The organism is Micromonospora sp. NPDC047740, from assembly GCF_043204735.1.
Taxonomy (GTDB): Bacteria; Actinomycetota; Actinomycetes; order Mycobacteriales; family Micromonosporaceae; genus Micromonospora.
Genome location: NZ_JBIDCT010000008.1, coordinates 251,605 through 275,310, shown reverse-complemented (window position 1 = coordinate 275,310; position 23,706 = coordinate 251,605). Strand labels below are relative to the sequence as shown.

General features: G+C 73.9%; 18 protein-coding genes, 1 pseudogene and 1 riboswitch. Of the genes and pseudogenes, 8 read left to right on the top strand and 11 right to left on the bottom strand.

From position 1 onward, the window contains the following. Nucleotides 1–33 precede the first annotated feature (33 nt). On the top strand, nt 34–1,434 hold the full coding sequence (locus ACGF4F_RS17435) for an FAD-linked oxidase C-terminal domain-containing protein (protein ID WP_357443413.1): 1,401 nt from the start codon (nt 34–36) through the stop codon (nt 1,432–1,434). Between the two features lie 3 nt (nt 1,435–1,437). Here ACGF4F_RS17435 and ACGF4F_RS17430 read toward each other — a convergent pair whose 3' ends face one another. Next, nucleotides 1,438–1,914, bottom strand: coding sequence for a hypothetical protein (locus ACGF4F_RS17430; protein ID WP_357443411.1), 477 nt, complete (start codon nt 1,912–1,914; stop codon nt 1,438–1,440). Nucleotides 1,915–2,008: 94 nt separating this feature from the next. Beyond that, entirely contained in the window at nt 2,009–3,826 is a 1,818-nt protein-coding gene (locus ACGF4F_RS17425) for a glycerol-3-phosphate dehydrogenase/oxidase (protein ID WP_357443523.1), read from the bottom strand. A 73-nt stretch (nt 3,827–3,899) separates the two neighbouring features. Between ACGF4F_RS17425 and ACGF4F_RS17420 the strand changes: the two genes are divergently transcribed. The 3 genes from ACGF4F_RS17420 (at nt 3,900) to ACGF4F_RS17410 (ending at nt 7,762) form a co-directional block, all read left to right on the top strand. After that, on the top strand, nt 3,900–6,422 hold the full coding sequence (locus tag ACGF4F_RS17420) for a S8 family serine peptidase (RefSeq protein ID WP_357443409.1): 2,523 nt from the start codon (nt 3,900–3,902) through the stop codon (nt 6,420–6,422). A 75-nt stretch (nt 6,423–6,497) separates the two neighbouring features. Further along, on the top strand, nt 6,498–7,427 hold the full coding sequence (locus tag ACGF4F_RS17415) for a GNAT family N-acetyltransferase (RefSeq protein ID WP_357443407.1): 930 nt from the start codon (nt 6,498–6,500) through the stop codon (nt 7,425–7,427). A gap of 92 nt (nt 7,428–7,519) precedes the next feature. Next, nucleotides 7,520–7,762 carry a hypothetical protein gene (locus ACGF4F_RS17410; protein WP_357443405.1) on the top strand — a complete coding sequence of 81 codons (243 nt, stop codon included), beginning with the start codon at nt 7,520–7,522 and terminating at the stop codon, nt 7,760–7,762. A gap of 65 nt (nt 7,763–7,827) precedes the next feature. Here the strand turns inward: ACGF4F_RS17410 and groL are convergent, their stop codons facing one another. From groL to ACGF4F_RS17395, 3 genes are all read right to left on the bottom strand, one after another. After that, nucleotides 7,828–9,450, bottom strand: coding sequence for a chaperonin GroEL (gene groL / locus ACGF4F_RS17405; RefSeq protein ID WP_357443403.1), 1,623 nt, complete (start codon nt 9,448–9,450; stop codon nt 7,828–7,830). 277 nt (nt 9,451–9,727) lie between these two features. Continuing rightward, nucleotides 9,728–10,780: a hypothetical protein gene (locus ACGF4F_RS17400; protein WP_357443401.1), complete on the bottom strand. Its 1,053-nt coding sequence runs from the start codon at nt 10,778–10,780 to the stop codon at nt 9,728–9,730. 415 nt (nt 10,781–11,195) lie between these two features. Beyond that, nucleotides 11,196–11,399, bottom strand: a complete 204-nt coding sequence (locus tag ACGF4F_RS17395) for a cold-shock protein (RefSeq protein WP_018787966.1) — start codon at nt 11,397–11,399, stop codon at nt 11,196–11,198. Nucleotides 11,400–11,684: 285 nt separating this feature from the next. On the opposite strand from ACGF4F_RS17395, the gene ACGF4F_RS17390 reads away from it, so the two are divergent. Then, nucleotides 11,685–12,215 (top strand): GNAT family N-acetyltransferase, encoded by a 531-nt coding sequence (locus tag ACGF4F_RS17390; protein ID WP_357443398.1) that lies wholly within the window; start codon nt 11,685–11,687, stop codon nt 12,213–12,215. A 221-nt stretch (nt 12,216–12,436) separates the two neighbouring features. Here ACGF4F_RS17390 and paaN read toward each other — a convergent pair whose 3' ends face one another. From paaN to ACGF4F_RS17370, 4 genes are all read right to left on the bottom strand, one after another. Next, a complete protein-coding gene (paaN, locus tag ACGF4F_RS17385) occupies nt 12,437–14,110 on the bottom strand; it encodes a phenylacetic acid degradation protein PaaN (protein ID WP_357443396.1) in 1,674 nt (557 codons plus the stop codon). Nucleotides 14,111–14,162: 52 nt separating this feature from the next. Then, on the bottom strand, nt 14,163–15,182 hold the full coding sequence (locus ACGF4F_RS17380) for a GNAT family N-acetyltransferase (protein ID WP_357443394.1): 1,020 nt from the start codon (nt 15,180–15,182) through the stop codon (nt 14,163–14,165). Between the two features lie 359 nt (nt 15,183–15,541). Then, nucleotides 15,542–16,831 (bottom strand): threonine synthase, encoded by a 1,290-nt coding sequence (gene thrC / locus ACGF4F_RS17375; RefSeq protein ID WP_357443392.1) that lies wholly within the window; start codon nt 16,829–16,831, stop codon nt 15,542–15,544. Nucleotides 16,832–16,842: 11 nt separating this feature from the next. Then, nucleotides 16,843–16,974, bottom strand: a riboswitch (SAM riboswitch). 83 nt (nt 16,975–17,057) lie between these two features. Beyond that, a complete protein-coding gene (locus ACGF4F_RS17370) occupies nt 17,058–18,029 on the bottom strand; it encodes a DMT family transporter (protein WP_357443390.1) in 972 nt (323 codons plus the stop codon). A 90-nt stretch (nt 18,030–18,119) separates the two neighbouring features. Between ACGF4F_RS17370 and ACGF4F_RS17365 the strand changes: the two genes are divergently transcribed. Next, nucleotides 18,120–18,446, top strand: a complete 327-nt coding sequence (locus tag ACGF4F_RS17365; protein WP_357443388.1) for a metalloregulator ArsR/SmtB family transcription factor — start codon at nt 18,120–18,122, stop codon at nt 18,444–18,446. 67 nt (nt 18,447–18,513) lie between these two features. Here the strand turns inward: ACGF4F_RS17365 and ACGF4F_RS17360 are convergent. Together ACGF4F_RS17360 and ACGF4F_RS17355 are read right to left on the bottom strand one after the other, a co-directional pair. Continuing rightward, nucleotides 18,514–19,387: pseudogene (locus tag ACGF4F_RS17360) on the bottom strand (ABC transporter permease). Nucleotides 19,388–19,400: 13 nt separating this feature from the next. Continuing rightward, a complete protein-coding gene (locus tag ACGF4F_RS17355; RefSeq protein ID WP_357443386.1) occupies nt 19,401–22,271 on the bottom strand; it encodes an alpha/beta fold hydrolase in 2,871 nt (956 codons plus the stop codon). 366 nt (nt 22,272–22,637) lie between these two features. On the opposite strand from ACGF4F_RS17355, the gene ACGF4F_RS17350 reads away from it, so the two are divergent. After that, nucleotides 22,638–23,105, top strand: coding sequence for a roadblock/LC7 domain-containing protein (locus ACGF4F_RS17350; protein WP_393078340.1), 468 nt, complete (start codon nt 22,638–22,640; stop codon nt 23,103–23,105). A gap of 83 nt (nt 23,106–23,188) precedes the next feature. Continuing rightward, complete coding sequence (locus tag ACGF4F_RS17345; RefSeq protein ID WP_357443382.1) at nt 23,189–23,659, top strand: hypothetical protein; 471 nt, start codon at nt 23,189–23,191, stop codon at nt 23,657–23,659. The last annotated feature ends 47 nt before the right edge of the window (nt 23,660–23,706 follow it).

Sequence of the window (23,706 nt, the reverse complement as noted above, 5' to 3'; positions counted from 1 at the left end):
TGATCACGACCGGCACGACTTAGCCTTCCCGGCATGGCCGGTACCCCCCTCCTCGACGATCTGCGGGCCGCGCTCGGCGACACCGCGGTGCTGACCGACCCGGATCTGCTCCGCAGCCACGAGCGGGACGAGGCCGACCTCTGCGCGGCGGGTACGCCGCTGGTGGTGGTCCGTCCGCGCACCACCGAGGAGGTGGTGGCGGTGGTCCGGGCGGCGGCCCGGCACGGCGTACCGGTGGTGCCGCAGGGGGCGCGGACCGGGCTGGCCGGCGCGGCGAACGCGGTCGACGGCGCGCTGCTGCTGAGCACGGTGGCGATGGACCGGATCCTGGAGATCGACCCGGTGAGCCGGATCGCCGTGGTGCAGCCGGGCGTGGTCAACGCGGCGCTGGCCGGCGCGGTGGCGAAGCAGGGATTGTGGTATCCGCCGGACCCGGGCTCGTGGGAGTCGTCCACCATCGGCGGCAACGTGGCCACCAACGCGGGCGGCATGTGCTGCGTCAAGTACGGCGTGACGACGGAGTACGTGCTCGGCCTGGAGGTGGTGCTCGCCTCCGGCGAGGTGCTGCGCACCGGCCGACGGACCGCCAAGGGCGTCGCCGGGTACGACCTCACCCGGCTCTTCGTCGGCTCGGAGGGCACCCTCGGCGTGATCACCGAGGTGACCGTCTCGCTGCGGCCGGCACCCGAGGAGTCGCTCACCCTGGTCGCGGTCTTCCCCACCACGGCGGCGGCCGGCACGGCGGTCGCCGGCATCGCCGAGCGCGGGCTCACTCCGAGCCTGCTGGAGCTGCTCGACCAGACCCATCTGCGGGCCATCGAGGCGTACCGGCCGATGGGGTTGCGGACCGACGCGCAGGCGCTGCTGCTGGCGGCGGTGGACACCGGCGGGCGGGCGGCGGACGACCTGGCCCGGCTCGCCGAGGTGTGCACGGCGGCCGGCGCCGACGAGGTCTACGCGGCCACCGACGCGGCGGAGGCGGCGGCGCTGCTCCAGGCCCGGCGGCTGGCCCATCCGGCGATGGAGAAGTTCGCCGCCGACACCTTCCCGGGCGGCAACGGCGGCCTGGTCATCGACGACGTGGCGGTGCCGCGCGGCGCGCTCGCGGCCCTGCTCGACGGGGTGGCGCGGATCGCCGGGGAGTGCGGCGTGCCGATCGGCGTGGTGGGGCACGCCGGCGACGGCAACATGCACCCGAACATCGTGGTCGACCGGGCCGACCCGGCCAGCGTGGCGCGCGGCCGGCGGGCCTTCGACGAGATCATGCGACTCGGGTTGGACCTCGGCGGCACCTGCACGGGCGAGCACGGCGTGGGGCTGCTCAAGCGGGACTGGCTGGCCCGGGAGATCGGCCCGGTCGGCATCCGGGTGCACCAGGCGATCAAGCAGGCGCTGGACCCGGCCGGCCTGTTCAACCCGGGCAAGGTGTGCTGACGCTCAGCCCTTGTCCTCGGCCGGGGTGGTCTGGGTGAGCAGCAGCAGGATCTCGTTGGCCACCGGCGGCTTCTCCTCGCCCGGGCAGTCCTGCGAGGTGATGGTCAGCTCCGGCGAGATCAGCAGGGTGGAGGTCAACGCGTCGATGCAGGTCTGCTTGTAGTGGCGGGCCTGGTCGGTCTCCTGCGCCAGGGCCGGGTCGGCGAGCATCCGCTGCAACCGCTGCGTCTGCTCCGGGTTGAGCGACCCGGTGGAGTCGACCCCGTCGCCGGCGCAGTCCCGGCACTGCCACCGCCCGCTCGGGTCCACCTCGAGCGTGCGGACCGGGCCGTCGGTGCCGAGCTTCTGGATCAGCGAGACCCGCCGGGACTCGCCGGCGACGGCCGTCGCGTTGCCCGCCCCCGGGTTGGTGCCGCCCTCGGCCTGGCCGAACAGCGAGCAACCGGTCAGGGCGGTCGCCAGCAGGACGCCGGCGGACATGAGCGGAACGCGCGACCATGACGGGCGGAGCACGGAGGGAACCTACACTTCCGTAGGTAGCGCCCGATACCCTCCGAACGACGTTACCCGCTGGTCACCGCGAGGACGACGGCAACTCGGCGGCGTCGCCCTCGCCGCCCCGGTCCGCCGCGAAGCCGCGGACGTCCGGAGCGCCCAGCCGCGCCGCGTCGGCGGCCACGTCGTCCGGCATCAGCTGCGACCGCCGCTCGGCCTCCACCCGGGCCCGGTATACCGCTACCTCGCGAGCCCGGGTCGCCGCGTCCCAGCCGAGGACCGCACCCATCAGCTCCGCGGCGTGCTCCGCCGACTCCAGGCCGCGGTGGCTGGTCTCGATGGAGATCCGGGTACGCCGGGTCAGCACGTCCTCCAGGTGCAGCGCCCCCTCGGCGCGGGCCGCGTAGGTCACCTCGGCGGCCAGGTACTCGGGGGCACCGGCGAGCGGCGAGCCGAGCAGCGGGTCGGCACCGACCAGGGCCAGCACGTCGAGGGTGAGCGTGCCGTACCGCTCCAGCAGGTGCTCGACCACACCGACCGGCACCCCGTGCCGGCGGGCCAGGTCGGCCCGGTCCCGCCACATCGCCGCGTACCCGTCGGCGCCGAGCAGCGGCAGGTCGGCCGTACGCGACGGGCGCGTCCCGCCCAGCCGGTGCACCGCCCGGTCGACCACGTCCGACGCCATCACCCGGTACGTCGTGTACTTGCCGCCGGCCACCAGCAGCAGCCCGAGCATCGGCTCGACCACCGCGTGCTCGCGCGAGAGCTTCGAGGTGGAGTCCGCCTCGCCGGCCAGCAGCGGGCGCAGCCCGGCGTACACGCCCTCGATGTCGTCGGTGGTGAGCGGGCGGTCCAGCACGGTGTTGACCTGCTCCAGCAGGTAGTCGATGTCCCGGGCGGTGGCCGCCGGGTGGGACCGGTCCAGCCGCCAGTCGGTGTCCGTGGTGCCGATGATCCAGTGGCCGCCCCACGGGATGACGAAGAGCACGCTGGTGGCGGTCCGCAGGATCAGCCCGGCCTCGCCGGTGATCGCCGAGCGGGGCACCACCAGGTGCACGCCCTTCGAGGCCCGGACCCGCAGGCCGGGGCGCAGCCCGACGTCGTCGAGCATCCGCGACATGTCGTCGCTCCACACCCCGGTCGCGGCGATCACCGTGCGGGCGCGTACCTCGAACTCGGCGTCGGGCGAGCCGGCGGGCGCCTCCAGGTCGCGGACCCGGACCCCGGTGACCTCGCGGGCCTGCCGGAGCAGCCCGACGGCTTGGGCGCTGGTCACCACGGTCGCCCCGAGGCTGGCCGCCGTGCGCGCCAGCGTCACCACCAGGCGGGCGTCGTCGACCTGCCCGTCGTAGTAGCGGATCGCCCCGGCCAGCTTGTCGGCGCGCAGGCTCGGGAAGACCCGACGGGTGCCCTCGCGGGTCAGGTGCCGGTGCAGCGGCATGCCGCGCCCGCCGCCGAAGAGCCCGGCGAAGGCGTCGTAGGCAGCCACCCCGGCGCCGTAGTACGACCGGCGGAAGAAGCGCCCGGGCAGGTCACTCAGCCGGCCCTCGGCAGGAAGCGGGACCAGGATCGGCACCGGGCGTACCAGGTGCGGGGCGAGCCGGGTGGCGAGCAGCCCGCGCTCGGTCAGCGCCTCGTGGACCAGGTGGAACTCCAACTGCTCCAGGTAGCGCAGGCCGCCGTGGATGAGCTTGCTGGACCGGCTGGAGGTGCCGGCGGCGAAGTCCCGCGCCTCCACCAGGGCCACCTTGAGCCCGCGGGACGCCGCGTCGAGGGCGGCCCCCGACCCGGTCACCCCACCGCCGATGACCAGCACGTCGAAGCGCTCGGCCCGGAGGCGGCGCAGGTCGTCGGCGCGGCGCTCGGCGGAGAGTTGACCGGCCGCGGATCGGGACACGTTCGGGTCGCGCACCCGTCCACGGTAACCGTCCGCACGCCACGGCGGCACGCGCCGCCCGGGCCGTACGGTGATGGTCATGGTCTTCGGTCCCCCCGCAGCCCCGGTCCCGCCACCGGTTCCCGCTCCCCGTCGGTCCGGGCCCTGGCCGGTGGTCGCCGCCGTGCTCACCGGCGCCTGGGCCGTCTTCGTGACCGTGCCGGGCCAGGTCGCCGGCTGGGTGGTCGACCAGGTGGTGCTCACCTCGGGTCTCCACCGGGCGGTGCTGACCTGGCCGGTGGTCGTGCTGGTCACCGTGCTGCTGGTGGGCGCGCCCACCCTCGCGCTCGCGCTGCTGCCCCGCTCCCCGGCGGTCCGGGCCACCGGCCGCGCCTGGCTCGCCGGGACGCTGGCGCTCGGCGCGCTGACCCTGCTGCGGACGGTGCCGCCGGTGCACGAGGAGGCGTACCTGGCCGCGCTGGCCGCCACCGGGGCCCTGCTCGCGCTGGTGCTCGGCCGGCTGGCGCGCCGCCGCGCGGACGCCACGCCCCCCGACGTGGTGACCGGCCCGGAGCACCCCCCGGCTGGCCCGGCCGGCGTGCCGCCGGGCTCGGCTCCCGCGCCACCTCGTGGCGGTGGGCCGGCGGGCGGCCGGCGGGCGGACCCGGTGACCCTGCTGGCGGTCGCCGCCGGGCTGGTCACGCTGCTGCCCTGGGCGTGGGTGGGCGCGCTCGGCGGGGTGCTGGAAACGGTGCTCGCCGGCCTCGCCGCCGCCGCGCTCGGCGCACTCGCCGCAGCCCTGCTCGACGCAGCCTTCTGGGCCCGGTTCGCCGTCGGCGCACCGCCCCGGCCGGCCCGGCTGGTGCTGGTCGGCGGGCTGGTCGCCGGGGTCACCCTGGTGCTGCTGGCCGCCGGGGCCGGGCAGTCCGGGGCGCAACTGCCGGCGCTGGTCGTGCTGCCGCCGCTCGGCGTCGTGCTGGGCGCGTTGGAGGTCGCGGCCCGGCGGGCCGGCGCGCCGGCCGGCCGCCGCCCGGTCCGCTGGCTGGTCGGCCTCGCGCTGCTCGGGCCGCTGGCGTTCACCGACCCGGAGGAGATCACCGTCCTGCTGGCCACCAGCCGCGACGTCCCGTTCTGGGTGGCGGTCGCGACCGGCGCCGCGTTCGTCGTCGCGGTCCTGCTCGCCATCGGGTACGGGGTGCTGCTGGCCCGGCCCCGCGCCCGCGCCCCGCGCCGCAACGCGGCCGGGCTGGCCGCCGCGGCCCTGCTCGCCGCCGTGGCCGTGGTCTACGTCGTCCCCGGCCAACCCGGCCTGTACGGCGAGCGGCTGCTCGTGGTGCTGCGCGAACAGGCCGACCTGACCGGCGTCCCGGCCGGGGCGCCCGGGCGGGCCGGCCGGGACGCGCGGGCGGCCGAGGTGTACCGGCGGCTGGTGGCCACCGCCGACCGGACCCAGGGTGACCTGCGCCGCGAACTGACCCGGCTGCGCCTGCACCCCACGCCGTACTACCTGATCAACGCCATCGAGACGGACGGCGGGCCGGCGGTACGGGCCTGGCTGTCCGGGCGCCCCGAGGTGGGCCGCGTGCTGATCAGCCAGCGGCTGCGCCCGTTACCGGCGGCGGCGCCCCCGGCCCGGGGCAACCAGCCGGCGCCCGCCGGTCCGGTCTGGAACGTGTCCCTGATCGGCGCCGACCGGGTCTGGTCGGAGCTGAAGGTGACCGGGACGGGCGTGGTGGTCGGCAGTTCCGACTCCGGGGTGGACGGTCGGCACCCCGCCCTGGCCGCCGGCTTCCGGGGCGGCGACGACTCCTGGTACGACCCGTGGGAGCACCGCCGCACGCCCGGCGACCGAGGTGGCCACGGCACCCACACGATCGGCAGCGCGGTGGGCCGGAACGGGATCGGCGTGGCCCCCGGGGCGGACTGGGTCGGCTGCGTCAACCTGGACCGCAACCTGGGCAGCCCGGCGCATTATCTCGACTGCCTCCAGTTCATGCTGGCGCCGTTCCCGCCGGGCGGGGACCCGTTCACCGACGGTCGGCCGCAACGCGCACCCGACGTGCTGACCAACTCGTGGGGCTGCCCACCGATCGAGGGTTGTGACCCGGGGGCGCTGCGGCCGGCGACCGCCGCGCTGGCCGCGGCCGGCATCCTGGTGGTGGCCGCGGCCGGCAACTCCGGCCCGTACTGCGGCTCGGTGTCCGACCCGCCGGCGCCGTACCCGGACGTGCTGACGGTCGGCGCGGTGGACCGGGCCCGGCAGCTCACCCGCTTCTCCAGCCGGGGACCGGCCGGAGCGGGCATCGCCAAGCCGGATCTGGTCGCGCCCGGCGCGGGGGTGCTGTCGGCGTACCCCGGCGGCGGCTACACCACCCTGGACGGCACCTCGATGGCGACGCCGCAGGTGGCTGGGGTGGTGGCGCTGATGTGGTCGGCGAACCCGGCACTCGTCGGCGATCTGGCCCGGACCCGGCGGATCCTGCTCGACACCGCCGCGCCGGCCAGGGTGCCGCCGGACGCGGCGCGCTGCGGCGGCCCCGCCGACGAGGTCGGCGCCGGCGTGGTCGACGCGTACGCGGCGGTCCGCGCCGCGCAGCGCGCCGGATCACCCTCCTGACACCCGGGTCGCCGTTGGCACCCGGACCGGTCGGGCGGTGCCGGACGGCGGACGGATGACCTAGGGTCGGCGACCATGGACGCGGAGATCATCGAACTCGGCCCGAACCGCCTGCCCGCGATCGTCGACCTCTGCCGGCGGGCCCTCGACCTGCCCGAGGACGCGGCCGAGGCGCCGGCCATCGTGGACACCCTCGCCGCCCGCGCGGCGGCCGACCGGCCGGTGCTGCGGCTCGGCGCGGTACGCGGCACCGAGCTGATCGGCGTGCTGGTCGGGTCGCGGTCCCAACGGGACCCCGAGCTCGGCCACGTGGACCTGCTGGCGGTGGCGCCGGCGCAACGGCGCCGGGGCGTCGGGCGGGCCCTGCTGGCCGAGGCGGAACGGCGGCTCGCCGGGCTGGGCGCGACCGAACTGCTGCTCGCCGGGAACCCGCCGTACTACGCCTGGCCGGGGATCGACGTGCGGTACACCCCGGCGGTCTGCCTCGCGCTACGGCTCGGCTACCGGCAGGACCGGACGGCCTGGAACATGACCGTGGACCTGGCCGAGGGCGCACCGGCGGTGCGTACGACCGAGCCCGCCGAGCGCCGGCTGGCCGACCAGGGCGTCACGGTACGCCGGGCCGAGCCGGCGGACCTGCCCGCGCTGGCCGCGTTCGCCCGGTCCACGTTCGGCGGGACGTGGGACGGCGAGCTGGCCGGTTCGCTCGGGCGGTCGGGCGCTGGCGCGCACCTGGCGGAACGGGACGGCGAGGTTCTCGGGTTCGCGGCGTACGGCTCATCCCGGCCGAGCTGGTTCGGGCCGATGGGTACGGCCCCGGCGGCCGAGGGCTCGGGCATCGGTGGGGTGCTGCTCCGGCGTTGCCTGCGCGACCAGGCGGTAGCGGGAATCGGCACGGCGCAGATCGGCTGGGTGGGTCCGGTGCCGTTCTACGCGGGCGCGGCGGGGGCCAGGATCGAGCGGGTTTTCTTTCTGTACCGGAAGGCGCTGGGTGGACAGGAATGACTAATGGGGCGAAAAGTGCATAGACGCTAATAATGCCATTCCGGCCCGTGGCCATTGACCGCCCCCTACGGTCGAGTCATAAGGAGGCAGCCATGACCACGGACGACGAACGGACCGACGACCAGCCGACGAGCTGGCACCCGGTCGGCGAGGTCTCCGGCCAACTGCCGTTCGACCGGCTCGACTACGGCGACGCCGAGCAACTGGTGGAGATGGCCGGCATCGACGAGCCGGCCAGCGACGAACCGCTGCAACTGGTGGACGAGCCGATCCGCATCCCGCCGCCGTACGAGCGGGTGCACAAGCGGCGAAACCAGCGGCGGCTGCCGACGTGAGACACGGAACGGGGGCGGACCGCTGACGCGGCCCGCCCCCGTTCGGCGTGCTGGTGGAGCTGGACTCAGAAGTCCATCTCCCCGCCACCCGGGCCAGCCGGGGCGGCCGGGGTCTTCTCCGGCTTGTCCGCCACGACGGCCTCGGTGGTGAGGAACAGCGCGGCGATCGACGACGCGTTCTGCAGCGCGGAACGGGTCACCTTGGCCGGGTCGATGATGCCCGACGCGAGCAGGTCGACGTACTCACCGGTCGCGGCGTTGAGGCCGTGGCCCGGGTTGAGGTTGCGGACGTGCTCGACGACGACGCCACCCTCCAGGCCGGCGTTGACGGCGATCTGCCGCAGCGGGGCGTCCAGCGCGATCTTGACGATCTGGGCACCGGTCGCCTCGTCGCCGGCCAGGTCCAGCTTGTCGAAGGCGGTCTTGCCGGCCTGCACCAGCGCGACACCACCACCCGGGACGATGCCCTCCTCGACGGCGGCCTTCGCGTTGCGGACGGCGTCCTCGATGCGGTGCTTGCGCTCCTTCAGCTCGACCTCGGTGGCCGCGCCGACCTTGATCACCGCAACACCGCCGGCCAGCTTGGCCAGGCGCTCCTGCAGCTTCTCCCGGTCGTAGTCGGAGTCGCTCTTCTCGATCTCGGCCCGGATCTGGTTGACCCGGCCCTGGATCTGCTCGGCGTCGCCGGCGCCGTCGACGATGGTGGTCTCGTCCTTGGTCACCACGACCTTGCGGGCGCGGCCCAGCATGTCGAGGCCGACGGCGTCGAGCTTGAGGCCGACCTCCTCGCTGATGACCTGACCACCGGTGAGGATGGCGATGTCGGCGAGCATGGCCTTGCGGCGGTCACCGAAGCCCGGCGCCTTGACGGCGACCGACTTGAAGGTGCCCCGGACCTTGTTGACCACCAGGGTGGCCAGGGCCTCGCCCTCGATGTCCTCGGCGATGATCAGCAGCGGCTTGCCCGACTGCATGACCTTCTCCAGGATCGGGAGCAGGTCCTTCACCGACGAGATCTTGCTGTTGACGATCAGGAGGTACGGGTCGTCGAAGACGGCCTCCATACGCTCCGGGTCGGTCATGAAGTACGCGGAGATGTAGCCCTTGTCGAAGCGCATACCCTCGGTGAGCTCCAGCTCCAGGCCGAAGGTGTTGCTCTCCTCGACGGTGATGACGCCTTCCTTGCCCACCTTGTCCATCGCCTCGGCGATGATCTCGCCGACGCTGGTGTCACCGGCGGAGATGGAGGCGGTGGAGGCGATCTGCTCCTTGGTCTCCACGTCCTTGGCGAGCTTGAGCAGCTCCTCCGAGACGCTGGCCACGGCCGCCTCGATGCCCCGCTTCAGGGCCATCGGGTTGGCGCCGGCGGCCACATTGCGCAGGCCCTCGCGAACCAGGGCCTGGGCCAGGACGGTCGCCGTCGTCGTGCCGTCACCGGCGACGTCGTCGGTCTTCTTCGCGACCTCCTTGACCAGCTCGGCGCCGATCTTCTCGTACGGGTCCTCGAGCTCGATCTCCTTGGCAATGCTCACACCATCGTTGGTGATGGTGGGGGCACCCCACTTCTTCTCGAGCACGACGTTGCGGCCCTTGGGGCCGAGGGTCACCTTCACGGCGTCGGCGAGCTGGTTCATGCCCCGCTCGAGGCCGCGGCGCGCCTCTTCGTCGAACGCGATCATCTTGGCCATACGGCGTTGTCCTCCTGGACACTCACGGGCCACCCGAGTGTGTGCCCCCCGGATGGGCCGCCTGGTGTACGCACCTTGGGACGTCGCCACCTGGCGACGGCGACGTCCGCAGGCCGGGCCGGATAGCCCGCGACGACCGGCCTCGTGCCACTCCGGCGCCATCGAGACGCCGGCGTGGCCGTGGCCCTACCGCCCCGACCATTGGCACTCAACGTATGCGAGTGCCAATGACCTGTTTAGCACTCTCCCTAGCCGAGTGCAAGCACGATGCCCCCGCTCAGCCGAGTTCCGCGGCCAGCCGGGCGGCGTTCACCGGCCCTTCCTGGGCCCGCTGCTCGGCGTACGTGACGACCAGTCCGACCAGCTGCGCCAGGTACACCGGGGTGACCAGCACGGCGGCGACCAGCGACACCGCGACGGCTCCGGCCGCCGTGCCCGGGGTGGCCATCGGCTCCGCCCCGAACGGGAGCTGGCCCACACCCTCGATCACGGCGCCGGCCAGCGACCCGACGACGACCGCCGCGGCGACCAGCGCGACCCGGCCCAGCACCATCCCGAACCGCTGGTGGAACAACCGGAAGGCGCGGCCGATCGGCTCCTGCCGCTCGAACAGGTAGATCGGACCGAACAGGGCGACCGCGAAGGCCGCGTAGATCCCGGGCAGCACGCAGAGGCAGAAACCGACCGAGATCAGCAGGGTGGCGACGATGGTCCAGCCCCAGACGCCGAGGGCCCGACGCCATCCGTACCGGAGGGCGGCCCCGACACCGGCCGGCTCGCCGGCCGCCTGGCGGGCCACCACCCAGGTGCCCGCGGCCCAACCCGCGCTCTGCAGCGGGCCGAAGATCAGGGCGGCGAGGAGCACCAGACCGTAGAGGGCGAACACGTCCTGGAAGTAACCGTCCGGCAGGACCGGGGCGCCGTCCGGCGCGGTGGTGGGCTGCGCCGTCGGGAGGAGGACGAGCGTGAGGATCGACATCACCGCCGCCGGGACCGTCTGGGTGAGCAGCATGATCGGCAGCAACTGGCGCCAGCCGCGCTGCACCGCCCCGGTGCACCGGGCGAACCAGCCACCGATGCCGGCGTACGGCGGCGTGACCAGGGGGTCACCCGGGTCCGCGCCCGGATACCAGCCGTACGGCTGGCCGGGCATCGGGGCACCCGGCCAGGCGCCGGCCGGCACGGGACCGCCCGCGGCCGGCCACACCCAGCCCTGCGGCTGCGCGGCCGGATCCGTCGGGTACGCCTCCCAGGGCTGCCCGCCGGGCACCTCGTACCCCGGCTGGCCGGGCCCGATCGGCGGTCCGGGCGGCGGAAACTGGCCCGGCACGACAGGCTGCCCGGGCGGGACCGGGTGGCCCGGCAGGACGGGCTGGCCGGGCAAGACCGGCTGGCCGGGTGCCGCCGGATATCCAGGCTGGCCGGGTTGCGCCGGCGCTGCGGGGTCACCGGCGCTGGGCTGGGCGGGCACACCCGGAACTGTCGGGGTGGACTGTCCGGGTGTGGCCGGTTCGCCCGTATGCCCCGCCGCCGAGCCCGGCTCGAAGGCTGGCGACGTCGACCGGGTCGGGTCGGCCGGGGGACCGGACGACGCCGGGGGCACTGGCTCGGTGGAACCCGACGGGGGCTGGTCGGACATGAACCCTCCTCAGCGTGACGGCTGGAATGGCTCATGATCTTTCACGGTGCGCGCCGGCACCGCAGCCCCTGATCGGGTGGAAAGCCGCCGGTCGGGCGGCGACGGGTCAGGCGATGAGGCGAACCCGCTCCGCCTGCGGACCCTTCTGGCCCTGCGCGATCTCGAACTCGACCCGCTGGCCGTCGTCCAGCGCCTTGTAGCCGTCCATCTCGATCGCGGAGAAGTGGACGAAGACGTCCTGCCCGCCGTCGACGGCGATGAAGCCGTAGCCCTTTTCGGCGTTGAACCACTTGACGGTGCCCTGTGCCACGGTGCACTTCCTCACTCTGCGCGGCGTTCCACAACCCGGAAACCGGCGGACCGGCACCGGCGGACCACCGGTTCGGCGATCGGCGACGACCGCTGAATCGGTGACCGAAATCGCACGCTACACGAGGCGTGACGACCGCGCACGACCACAAATCGGGCATATTCGGGCCAGCAGCCGACCCGGACGGGCAGAGCCGGCATACCGGGGTGCGGGTGGCGGGCCCTGGTCCTCAGGAGTCCGATTCCGCCCCGCCCTAAACTGCAAGGTCTCCTCGAAGGAGTTCTGATGATCAGCGCGCCGACCACTACCGTGACCCGCCCCGGGACCGTCCGCCGGGTCCGGCCCGAGGACGCCGCGCGAATGCGGGCGCTCCGGCTGGAGATGCTCGCCGATTCGCCGCTGGCGTTCCTGGAGACCGTTGCCGAGGCCGCCGCCCGCCCGCACGCCGACTACGCGGCGCGGATCGCCTCGGTCGCCGACGGCACGGTGACCGCCCAGTTCGTGGCCGATCCGGGCGGTCGGCTGGTCGGCCACGCCGGGGGCACGGTCGTCCCGGGAGAGCCCCAGCTGACCGTGATCTACGCCGTCTACGTCACGCCGACATGGCGCGGCAACGGGCTGCTGGGCGCGCTGGTGGACGAGGTGGCCGCCTGGTCCCGCGCCTGCGGCCGGCCCGAGCTGATGCTGGAGGTGGTGGTGGGCAACGACCGCGCCTACCGGGCATACCGGAAGCTCGGCTTCGTCGACACCGGCGTACGCGTCCCGCACCCCAAGATCCCGGCCCTCAACGAACTCCAGATGCGCCGCCCCGCCTGACCCCGCCACCCGGCGACAACACCCGAGGCAGCGCCGGAGAACGCCCCCGAACCAAGGACCCCACCCAGGGGCAGCACCCGAAGATCACCCACCTCCGGGCCGAAGCCGCGGGAGCAGGGCGACCCGGACGGGTTTCCGGGGCAGGCCGCCTCGCGGAGGGATCAAGCCTGACCGCCCGGAGCGAGGTGGCCTGCCCCGGAAACCCCAACAGCAACAGACGATTAGACGTGCCGACGCGACTGCACGATGCGGAACCGGTTCGACACGTAGGCGCCATCAGTAAGAGCAGAGTTGGCAGCCGGGTTCGCCCCCGACCCGTGGAAGTCGGAGAACGCCGCCGACTGGTTGACGAAGACCCCGCCGGTCAGGTTGCAGGACAGGTGCACGCCCGCGTCGATCGCCGCCGCCTCGGCCGCGTCCAGCACCGCCTCGTCGGTGGAGTAGACACCGGCGGTGAGCGCACCCTTCTCCCCCACCGTGGTCCGCAGGATCGCCAGGCTGTGCGCCGTCGAGTCGGTCGCGATGGCGAACGAGATCGGCCCGAACCACTCCCGCGAGTAGGTCGCCGTGTCCGCCGCGTCCAGCTTGACGATGGTCGGCGTACGCACCACCGCGCCGGGGAAGGACGGGTGCTCGACGGTCCGCGACTCCAGCACCGGCTCGCCGACCTTGGTGACCTCCTCCAGCCGCTCCAGCACGCCGTCGTTGACGATCGCGCCGGTCAGCTCGACGCCCCGGGCCGGGTCGGCGGTGAGCTTGCCGACCGCCCCGGCGATCCCGGCGGCCACCTCGTCGAAGCTCTTGTGCCCCTGGTCGGTCTCGATGCCGTCCCGGGGGATCAGCAGGTTCTGGGAGGTGGTGCACATCTGGCCGCTGTAGAGGGTCAGCGTGAAGCCCAGGTTGCGGCACAACCCGGCGAAGTCGTCGGTGGAGTCGATGACCACCGTGTTCAGGCCGGCCTTCTCGGTGTAGACGGCCGCCTGCCGGGCGTTGACCTCCAGCCAGTCGCCGTACTCGGTGGAACCGGTGAAGTCGACGATCTTCACGGCCGGGTGCAGGGCCAGGGTGGAGGCGAGCTTCTCGCCCGGCGCCTCCGGCGCGAGCTGCACCAGATTGGGGTCGAACCCGGCCTCGGCGAGCACCTGGCGGGCGTACTTCACGGTGATCGCGAGGGGCAGCACCGCGCGCGGGTGCGGCTTGATGATCACCGGGTTGCCGGTGGCCAGCGAGGCGAAGAGCCCCGGGTACGAGTTCCAGGTCGGGAAGGTGTTGCAGCCGATCACCAGCGCCACGCCGCGCGGCACCACGTGGAAGGTCTTGGTCATCCGCAGCGGGTCGCCCTTGCCGGCGGCCTTCTCCCAGCCGGCCGTGGCCGGGTGGCGGGTCATCTCGGAGTACGCGTAGGCGATCGCCTCCAGCGCCCGGTCCAGCGCGTGCGCGCCGCCGGCCTGGAAGGCCATCACGAACGCCTGGCCGCTGGTGAACTGCACCGCGTTGGCCAGCTCGAAGACGTTCCGGTGCAGCCGGTCGAGGATCTCCAGGCAGACGCCCGCCCGGGCCTGCGGGCCGGCGTCGCGCCAGGCCGGCAGGGCGGCGGAGGCGGCGGCCACGAGCTGGTCGGCGGTGGTGTGCGGGTAGCGCACGTCCAGCTCCAGGCCGAACGGGCTGACCTCGGTGGCGACGCTCTGCCCGTCACCCGCCTGGTCGAGGGGGAAGTCGGCCTTGAGGTACGCCTCGAAGGCCGCCTTGCCGTCCGCGGCGGCGGTCTCGCCGTACACCCGGGGGCTGGGCGACTCGGGGTAGGCGGACCAGTACCCGCGCTCCGTGATGGCGGTCAGCGCTCGGTTGAGGGTGTCGGCGTGCCTGTCGTACAGGGGGTGCGGGGTCTCCGTCATGCCCGCCATCATGCAACAGCGAGCCACCAGATCAGTAGGGGCGTGTCACAAGTCAGATCGTCAGCTGCCAGTCGGTCGAGCCGGCCGCGGGCCGGTAGCCGAGTTGCTCGTTGATCGCGATCATGTGGGTGTTCGTCGCCGCGTTGAAGGTGTCGATCACGCGCAGCTCCGGTTCGTGCGCCAGCGCGTGGTCGAGGTTCTCGATCTTTGTGAGCAGCCCGAGCCGGTGGCCCCGGTGGTCCGGGTCGACGATGGTGATCTGCTGCCAGGCGTGCCAGGTGGTGTTGGCGGCCAGGCTGACCATGCTCCAGGCGACCAGCCGGCCGGACGCCTCGTGCACCGCTCCGACGTTGTACCGGCGGACCCCGCGCGCGTCGAGCGCCCGCTCCGTGCCGCGGATCCGCTCGGCGTCGACCTTCTCCTGCTCCCATTCGAGGTCACCGAGGGGCGCGTCCACCAGGAGCCGCCCCTCCAGGTAGGCGACGTCGGCGACGTACTCCTCCGGGGTGTGGTTCGACCAGCGGACGGTGCGGTAGCCGGCGGCGGACGTGCGGGCCCCGGCGAGCAGGCCGGCCAGGCGCGGCCGGTCGAGGGCGGTGACGTCCAGCCGGCGGCGGACGTCGGCGAGCGCCGGCTTCGCGCCGACGGTGGCGGCGAAGGCAGCCCCGGGCAGCTCCCGGGCCTCCTCGCCGGGCAGGGCGGTGACGGTCGAACCGACCAGCCGCTTGCCACCGCGTTCCCGCAGCAGCCGCAGCCCGTGCTCGTGCAGCGCCCGCCCCACCCCGCGCCGCCGGTAGGCCGGGTCCACCACCAGCTCGACGCTGGCGTTGTCGGTGTTGTCGAGGGTGTGCAGGTACAGCCGGAGCCAGCCGGCGGGCACCCCGTCGAGGCGGGCGACCCACCAGCGGGTGTCGATGCCCGGCATCGGGTGCCGCAGCGGCGCCTCGAACCGCCGCCGGCACAGCGGCGGGAGGTCCGGCTCGTCCACGGCCTGGGCCGCGGCCGCCGTCCGGTACACCGCGTCGAGGGTCGCCTGGTCGGCGGGATCGAGGGGAGAGACGGAGATGCCCATGCCCCCGAGCGTGGCCCACCGCACAGCGAAGGGGCCAGCGGTTTTCCGCTGGCCCCTTCGGATGCTGGTCGGGAGGGACGTCCGCACAACGCCTCCGGCGTTGGGTCGCAAGAACTTGAAAAGTCTCCGGCGGATGCCCTCCCGCACCGAGCATCTTGCGCCGTCCAATTCCTGCCGTCAAGTCCTTGTCGGCGGGTTTTCCACACTCACAGCGAAAAGCCAGTTACCCGGCGGATCGACCCGATCCCCCGTCCGGGCGATCCGCCCTCCCCCGCATCGTCGAGTTGATCAAGGGGTTTGCGTCCCAGCGCGCGTCGTTCTGGACCCAAACCTCTTGATCGACAAGAGCGGCGGCGCGGTCAGCTGAGGAGGCCGGCGTCGCGGGCGGCGCGGAGGGAGGGCTTGATCCGGTGAGTGGGGCCGACCTGGTCGGCCACCGCGTCGAGGGTCTTGAGGCCCTCGCCGGTGTTGAAGACGACGGTCTCGGCCGCCGGGTCGAGGCGCCCGGACTCGACCAGCTTGCGCAACACCGCCACGGTGACGCCGCCGGCGGTCTCCGCGAAAACCCCGGTGGTACGCGCCAGCAGCCGGATGGCCGCGCGGATCTCGTCGTCGTCGGCGTACTCCATCCAGCCGCCGGTGCGGCGGACCGCCTCCAGCGCGTAGAGCCCGGCGGCGGGGTCGCCGATGTTCAGCGACTTGGCGATGCCGGTCGGCTTGACCGGGACGATGGTGTCGCTGCCGGCGTGCAGCGCCGTGGCGATCGGGTTGCAGCCAGCGGACTGGGCGCCGAACACCTTCCAGCCCCCGGCCGGCGCCTCGACCAGCCCGACCTCGACCAGCTCGGAGAACGCCTTGTCGATCTTCGTGAGCAGCTCGCCGCTGGCCATCGGGATGACCACCTGGGCGGGGATCCGCCAGCCGAGCTGCTCGGCCACCTCGTACCCGAGAGTCTTGGAGCCCTCGGCGTAGTACGGCCGCACGTTGACGTTGACGAACGCGGTGTCCTCGAACTCGTCGGTCTCCACCAGCTCGCCGCAGAGCCGGTTCACGTCGTCGTACGAGCCGTCGATGGCGACCAGCTCGCCGCCGTAGACGGCGGTGGTCACCACCTTGCCCTGTTCCAGGTCGCCGGGGATGAAGACCACCGAGGGCGCCCCCGCCCGGGCCGCGTGGGCGGCCACCGAGTTGGCCAGGTTGCCGGTGGAGGCGCAGGCGTACCGGGTGAAGCCGAGCGCCCGGGCGGCGGTCAGCGCCACCGAGACCACCCGGTCCTTGAACGAGTGCGTCGGGTTGGCGCTGTCGTCCTTGATCCAGAGCGGGGCGGTGAGGCCCAGCTCGGCGGCGAGGTGCGGGGCCGCGACCAGCGGGGTCAGCCCTGGGTTCAGGGTCACCCGGGTGGCCGGGTCCTGGCCGGCGGGGAGCAGGCCCGCGTACCGCCAGAGGTTCTTCGGGCCGGCCTCGATCTGTTCGCGGGTGACCGTGGCGAGGGCGGCGGTGTCGTAGTCGACCTCCAGCGGCCCGAAGCACTCGTAGCAGGCGTGCTGGGCGGCGAGCGGGTAGCGCGCGGAACAGCCGCGACAGACCAGGGCGCGGGCCGGGCTGAGGGTGGTGTCGATGCCGGAGCTGGCGGGAAGCGTCGACGTCATGGCGAGGTGTCCTCTCATCTTCCCCCGCATCGCCTTGTGCGGCGGGGACGGAATTGGCACCTGCCGGCGACGCTCGTCGTCGAGCGCGCGGGTGGTTGCCGGGGCGTCATCGGGCCGTATCCCTCAGCCCCTCTGGATGAGGTATGCAGTTGTGGCACCGAGTCTATGCAGGTCCACCGCCCGCACCAACGGGGGTTCCCATTTTGTGAGCTACCGGCGCGCTGGATCAGCGGGCGAGGACGGCGGCGGGGTCGACGACGGCCTGGCGGTCGGTCACGGCGGAGACCGGCGTGGCCGGGGCGGGAGTCGCGGCGCGGGTACGGGTGGCGAGGTTGGCGGCGATCAGGGCGGCGATGGTCAGGCCCGCGCCGGCCAGCTCCACGGCGCCGAGCCGGTAGCCGCGGAGGGTCTGCACCGCGAACGTGGTCACCGGGACCAGGTTCATGAACAGCGCGGCGTCGGCGGCGCCGAGCCGGCGCACCCCGGTGTTCCAGGCGAGCACCGCGAGGACGGCGGCGACCACCACGGCGTACGCGAGCTGCGGGGCGACCGCGACGAGGTCGGCGGCGGCCGGTGCGTGCTGGAGCCCGGTGAGGTCGGCGGCGGCGCTGGCGGCCAGCATGGCGAGCGTGCCGGCGACGGCGGTCAGGGTGGTGTAGCGCAGCGCGGAGTACTCGGGGAACCGGCCGGCGCCGTGGGTGTAGATCGCCCAGGCGAGCACCGCACCGATCATGAGCAACCCGCCGACGCCGAACTGGCCGAGCCCGTCGAGCCGGCCGCGGGTGATCACCAGACCGACGCCGACCAGGGCGACCAGCGAGAGGCCGAGCAGCGCCGGCCGGGGGCGTACGCCGTCCCGGGCCCAGCGGACGAGCTGGGTGACCAGGGGCGTGGTGGCGGCGAACAGGGCGATCTGCTGCGGGGCGGCGTGCCCGAGGGCGAGGTTGGTGAGCACGTTGAAGCCGGCGAAGCCGACCACGCCGAGCAGCAGCACCTCGGCCCCGCGCCGGCCCGCACGCAGCGCGGTCCACCCCTCCCGGATCAGCAGCAGGGCGACGAGCACGGCGGCGGCGAGGACGTACCGGGCGGCGGTCAGGTTGAGTGCGTCCACCCGGGTGAGCGCGCTGGCCAGGACGGGGAACATGACGCCCCAGCTGAGCACGGCGAAGAGCGGGAACGCGGCGTGACGAGAGCGCATGACAGCTCCAATGTTCGAGTATCGTCGAACCAGCATCGCCGACTCTAGGAGCTTGTTCGATGAAAGTCGAACATGGGTTACCCTGGTCACATGGAGCTGCACGAACCCGAACTGCGCGAGGTGCCGGTCACCGCCGTGCTGGCGGCCCTGGCCGACGACGTCCGGCTGCAGATCGTGCGCGCCCTCGCCGAGGGCGGCGAGTACGCCTGCGGCACCTTCGAGTTCGGCGTCTCCAAGGCGACCCGCAGCCACCACCTCAAGGTGCTGCGCGAGGCCGGCCTGACCCGGACCCGGGTCGCCGGCACCAGCCGCTACGTCCGGCTGCGGCGGGAGGAACTGGACCGCCTCTACCCGGGCCTGCTCGACGCGGTCCTCACCGCCCCGGCCCGCTCTGGGTCTGGGTCTGGGTCTGGGTGAACCAGCGCCAGGCCGCCGACGTGGCGGTGTCCGGACGACCGGATACCGCCACGTCGCCGAAGTGGAGTCAGCTTGTGACGTCCTTGCGGGTGAACCGCCAGAAGGCCAGGCTCCAGAAGATCGTGGCGTAGACGATCGCCGAGATGGCACCGCGTACCACGTCGTCGGTCTGCACCGGCGTGGAGAGCAGGCCCAGCCAGGCGCTGCTGTAGTGGGTCGGCAGCAGGGCACGCAGGCCGCCCAACGCGGTGATCTGGTCCAGGATGCTGGAGAGGATCCAGAGCAGCACCGCCCCGCCGACCGCGCCGAGCGCGGCGTCCGTGCTCACCGAGAGCAGGAACGCCAGCCCGGCCACCACCAGCAGGACGACCGCCAGGTAGCCGAGGATCGCGAGCAGGCGGACCAGCCCGTCCGCCGGGGCCAGCTCGGCGGCGACCTGGCTGCGCAGCGGGGACCAGCCGTACCGCAGGGTGCCGGCGAGCAGCGCGGTGGTGGCGAGCAGCAGCAGGGCCAGCCCCGAGTACGCGAGCGCGACCAGCAGCTTCACCGTGAGCAGCCGGGCGCGGGGCACCGGGACGGCCAGCAGGTAGCGCAGGCTGCCCCAGCTCGCCTCGCTGGCCACCGTGTCCCCGCAGAACAGGGCCACCACCACGACCAGGAGGAACGACGCCGAGACCAGGATCGTGAACAGGGTGAAGTTCAGCCCGCCGGAGGTGGCCAGGTCGGCCAGGCTGGAGAACTCCCCCCGGCCGCCACGGTCGTCCTCACCCGAGTTGAACTGGAACGCGACCAGGATGATCAACGGCAGCAGCACCATGAACCCCAGCGCGAGCTGGGTACGCCGCCGGGACGCCTGCCGGCGGAACTCGGCCAGGAACGGCAGGGTCGCCGACGGCCGGTAGCCCGGCGCGGCCCCGCGGCGCTCCACCGTGGCCACGGATGACGACTGTCCCATCACCGGTCCCCGCTTCCCCGAGAGTTCTCGCCGACCAGGGCGAGGAACGCGTCCTCCAGGCGACGTCGGGGCACCACCCGGTCCACCCCGATGCCGGCCCGGACCAGCTCGGCCACCACCTCGCTGCGGGCCGTGCCGTTCGTGTCCACCACCAGCCCACCGTCGCCGTCGGGCAGCACCCGTACGCCGTGCAGCCGCCTCAGCACGCCGCGTGCCGCGTCCGGGTCGCTGACCTCGAACAGCACGCTCGGCGACTCGCCGACGATCTCCTCGACCGGCCCGGAGGCGACGATCCGCCCCTTGTTCACCACCACCGCGTGGGTGCAGGTCTGCTCCACCTCGGCCAGCAGGTGGCTGGAGACCAGCACGGCCCGGCCGTCGCTGGCGTAGCGCTGGAGCACCCGGCGCATCTCGGCGATCTGCGGCGGGTCGAGGCCGTCCGTCGGCTCGTCGAGCACCAGCAGCTCGGGCAGGCCCAGCATGGCCTGGGCGATGGCCAACCGCTGCCGCATGCCGTGGCTGTACTTCCGGGTCTTGCGGTGCACCGAATCGCCCAACCCGGCGATCTCCAGCGCCTCGTCGAAGTGCGCGTCCGCCCAGGGCCGCCCGGTCGCCCGCCAGTACGCCTTCAGGTTCTCCAGGCCGGACAGGTGCGGCAGGAAGCCCGGCCCCTCGACCAGCGCCCCGATCCGGGAGAGCACCGGCGAGCCGGGCACCAGCCGGTGACCGAAGACGTAGATCTCGCCTGCGGTGGGCTGGGTCAGCCCCATCAGCACCCGCAGGGTGGTGGTCTTGCCGGCACCGTTCGGGCCGAGCAGGCCGACCACCTGACCGGGGTGCACATCGAAGTCCACGTTGGAGACGGCGACGAAGCCGTCCGCGTACTCCTTGCGGAGCTGGCGGACGGCGAGCGGGACGCCCGCGTACGCCGGGTGGATCGAGCTGTCCTGGCGGCGGTGCCGGCGCCGGGCCACCAGGACGACCACGGCGAGCCCGACCGCGATCGCGGCGAGCAGGCCGACCAGCACCCAGCGCCAGATCGTGGCCGTGGTGGGGATCGGCTGGGCGTCGACCGTGGGCAGCACCAGCGGGCCGCCGCCGAGGGCGACGGTGTGCACCACCGGCTCGGCCGGGGTGGCGTACGCCTGGTCGGAGGTGGCCACGACGACCCGCAGCCGGTGCCCGGCCTCGATCCGGCGGACGATCGCCGGCAGGGTGACGGTCACCGGCTGCGCGGCGTCGAGCGCCCTCGGCAGGCCGGTCAGCCGGACCGGGGCGACCAGGCCGTCGGGGAGGGTGGCGGCGCCCTGCGGGTCGACGTCGTAGAGCTTGACGAAGAGCACCGCCTCGCCGGTGGGCGAGGCGGCCCTGATCTGCACGGTGGGCGCGCCGACCACGTCGACCGCGTCGGTCAGCGGGGCGGACTCGAACCGGACGTGCTGGCCGGGGATGTCGCCGGCCACCCCGTCCAGCAGCGAGCCGATCGCCCCGGCGAACGGCACCGAGGAGATCGCCGCCGGGTTGCCGTTGGGCGGGTTGGCGACCGACTGGGCGGGGCCGGCGAGCGTGATGTCCTGCCGGGTCTGCCCGGCCACGCCGGGGTAGTCGGTGGTGCGGTAGCCGGTGGCCACCAGGCCCCGGTCGAGCGCGTCGAAGCCGGCGATCCGGGAGAAGGTGAAGGACTCCCCCGGTGCCGCGCCCTCGCCCTTGACGTAGTGGTCGAGCCACTGCGCGGTCAGGAACTTCACCCGGTCCGAGTCGGAGGTCGGGCCCGTGCCGCCGTCGTGGCCGCCGGTGAACCAGGCGACCCGGACCGGGGTGCCGGCGGCGGCGATGCCGCGCGCGTTGGCGTCCGCCTCGGTGAGCGGGAAGAGGGTGTCCGCCTCCCCCTGCACGAGCAGGGTCGGCGCCTTGATCCGGTCGAGCACCCCGGCCGGGGAGGAGCGGCGCAGCAGGTCGACCGCCTGGGCGTCGGCCCGCCCGGTGGTGGCGATCCGCAGGTACGCGGCGCAGACGTCGGCGGCGAACCGGCCACAGGACGGGTCGGCGGCGCCGCCGGGGGCGCGCCCGGAGCCGGTACCGGGGCCGGCGCCGGGCTGCGGGCTGGGCGCGCCGGCCGACGCCGGGGCGCCCTCGGGCTGGCCGGCGGTGGTGCCGGAGAGGCCGGCCGGGCCGGAGCCGGCGTTGCCGCCGCCACCGAAGAACAGGCCGGCCCAGCCCTTCTTGAACACGCCCTCGGTGGGTGCCTTGCCGGTGCTCTCGGGCAGGAAGGCCCGGGACAGGTCGTTCCAGGTGATCATGGGAACGATCGCGTCGACCCGGCGGTCCTGCGCGGCCAGCAGCAGCGCCAGGCCGCCGCCGTACGAGCCGCCGACCACGCCGACCCGCGGGTCCCCGGCGGCGTCGAGCCGGATGTCCGGGCGGGCGGCGAGCCGGTCGAGCAGCCGCTGGGCGTCCCGCACCTCGTAGTCCGGGCTGTCCAGGTGGATCTCGCCGCCGCTGCGGCCGAAGCCCCGCGCGGTCCAGGTGAGCACCGCGTACCCCCGGTCGGCCAGGTCCTCCGCGTCGGAGCGGACCGACTCCTTGGTGCCGCCGAAGCCGTGCGCCAGCAGCACGGCCGGCACCCGGTGCCCGGCCGACGCATCCCCGGGCAGGTAGAGCGTGGTGTCCAGGTCGACCGGCTGGTCGCCGGCCGGTCCGGAGCGGACGGTCACCAGCGCCGACTCGGTCCGGAAGCCGGGCCGCTGCGGCCGGGCCGCCCAGGTCACCGCGACGGCGACCAGGCCGACCACCACCACCGCGGCGACGACCCGGCGACGGCGGGTGGCCAGGGCACGCCGGATCCGCGCGGCGGTGAGCGGTGATCTCATGCGGCACACGGTACGGCCCGGACGCTGAGCGTTCCCTGAGATCCGCCGTACGTTCGTCCGGCTGCGCCGTTCGGTGCGCGAGATCCGTCGACCGTGGTCCGGCCAGGCCGGCTGAGCGGGACGAATTCGGATCGCGGGAAATCACATCTACGCTCGCAAACCGCCGCCGATCCCGCCATCCTGGCGACTACCCGGGGACGCAGCGTGCCCGACCGGTCGACGACCCGTCACCCACTCGGAAGTGACACCAAGCCGACTCCGCGACGGCGATCACACCGGGCCGGCCTGGGCTACGTTCCGGTCCGAAATCGCCCGTGTTCTGCGCGAAGTCAGTCCGGACCGCCGCTACGAAGAGGACTCATCACGGTGACCAGCCCCGCTGCGCACGGCAACGTCGACCGACCGAACCCCGCCGGGGGCCGCCGGCCCGAGGTCTGCACCTTCAACTGGTTGCTCGACTCGTTCACCTCCAGCACCACCGGGGTACTGGAGGCCGTCGCGGTCTCCGCCGACGGCGTGCTGCTGGCGGCGTCCGCCAGCAAGGACCGGTCCACCGCGGAGCGGCTCGCCGCCGTGCTCTCCGGCCTGACCGGCCTCGCCGGGCGCGCCGCGAACTGGTACGCCCTGGGCGGCCTCAACCGGGTGGTCGTGGACCTGGCCGAGGGCTATCTGCTGATCGGCCCGATCAGCAGTGGTGCCCTGCTCGGCGTGGTCGCCGACCGCTCGGCCAACCTGGGCACCGTGGCGTACGAGATGCGGCTGTTCACCGACCGGGCCGGCGGGACGCTCAGCCCGCGATTGATCGCCGAGTTGAAGAACTTGGTACATCAGTGATGCTGGAGGTGGCCGGCGCGGAACCGGCTACCCGGATCCGCGGCTGCCTGCCCGACCCGTTCTCGACGAAAGGGGTGGACTCGATGAGGGGTGATCTGGACGAGACACTGGCCCGGCTGGCGCGCCGTGAGGAGGCGTTGCGCCGCCGGGGAACCGGCGACGAGGCCGACCGGGACGAGGTGTCGCCGGCGGTGGCGCGGCGGGACGGGCACGGCGCGTACCGGCTGCGCGGCGGGGCCCGGCCCGAACAGGTGGACCCGATCGAGGAGGTGGCCGAGGCGGTACGCCAGGTGGTGGCGGAGCACCCCGGGCTGGCGGTCACCCTGCGGGTGGAGCACGGCGGGCGGGCGTACCCGCTGCGGGTCGCCTGGACGGGCCGGGAGGTGACGGTCGGCCCCGTGCCCGCGCCGCCCCCGCCCCCGCCGGCCTGGCCGATGCCGCCGACCCCCGTGCCGGCCCCCGGCCACGACCGGGAGGGTCCGGACCCGGCGGCCCGGCTGGCCGAGATGGTCCGGCGCGATCCCTCGCTGCTGGAGGATCCGGGCCAGCGCTGACCGGGCGGGACGCGCCGCGGGCACCAGGTGGTGCCGGCGGCTACTGT

Excerpts from the sequence above, each read along its gene's own strand:
- ACGF4F_RS17435 (WP_357443413.1), top strand. The coding sequence starts at position 34 with ATGGCCGGTACCCCCCTCCTCGACGATCTGCGGGCCGCGCTCGGCGAC.
- ACGF4F_RS17430 (WP_357443411.1), bottom strand. The coding sequence starts at position 1,914 with ATGTCCGCCGGCGTCCTGCTGGCGACCGCCCTGACCGGTTGCTCGCTG.
- ACGF4F_RS17420 (WP_357443409.1), top strand. The coding sequence starts at position 3,900 with ATGGTCATGGTCTTCGGTCCCCCCGCAGCCCCGGTCCCGCCACCGGTT.
- ACGF4F_RS17415 (WP_357443407.1), top strand. The coding sequence starts at position 6,498 with ATGGACGCGGAGATCATCGAACTCGGCCCGAACCGCCTGCCCGCGATC.
- ACGF4F_RS17410 (WP_357443405.1), top strand. The coding sequence starts at position 7,520 with ATGACCACGGACGACGAACGGACCGACGACCAGCCGACGAGCTGGCAC.
- groL (WP_357443403.1), bottom strand. The coding sequence starts at position 9,450 with ATGGCCAAGATGATCGCGTTCGACGAAGAGGCGCGCCGCGGCCTCGAG.
- ACGF4F_RS17390 (WP_357443398.1), top strand. The coding sequence starts at position 11,685 with ATGATCAGCGCGCCGACCACTACCGTGACCCGCCCCGGGACCGTCCGC.
- paaN (WP_357443396.1), bottom strand. The coding sequence starts at position 14,110 with ATGACGGAGACCCCGCACCCCCTGTACGACAGGCACGCCGACACCCTC.
- ACGF4F_RS17380 (WP_357443394.1), bottom strand. The coding sequence starts at position 15,182 with ATGGGCATCTCCGTCTCTCCCCTCGATCCCGCCGACCAGGCGACCCTC.
- thrC (WP_357443392.1), bottom strand. The coding sequence starts at position 16,831 with ATGACGTCGACGCTTCCCGCCAGCTCCGGCATCGACACCACCCTCAGC.
- ACGF4F_RS17370 (WP_357443390.1), bottom strand. The coding sequence starts at position 18,029 with ATGCGCTCTCGTCACGCCGCGTTCCCGCTCTTCGCCGTGCTCAGCTGG.
- ACGF4F_RS17365 (WP_357443388.1), top strand. The coding sequence starts at position 18,120 with ATGGAGCTGCACGAACCCGAACTGCGCGAGGTGCCGGTCACCGCCGTG.
- ACGF4F_RS17355 (WP_357443386.1), bottom strand. The coding sequence starts at position 22,271 with ATGAGATCACCGCTCACCGCCGCGCGGATCCGGCGTGCCCTGGCCACC.
- ACGF4F_RS17345 (WP_357443382.1), top strand. The coding sequence starts at position 23,189 with ATGAGGGGTGATCTGGACGAGACACTGGCCCGGCTGGCGCGCCGTGAG.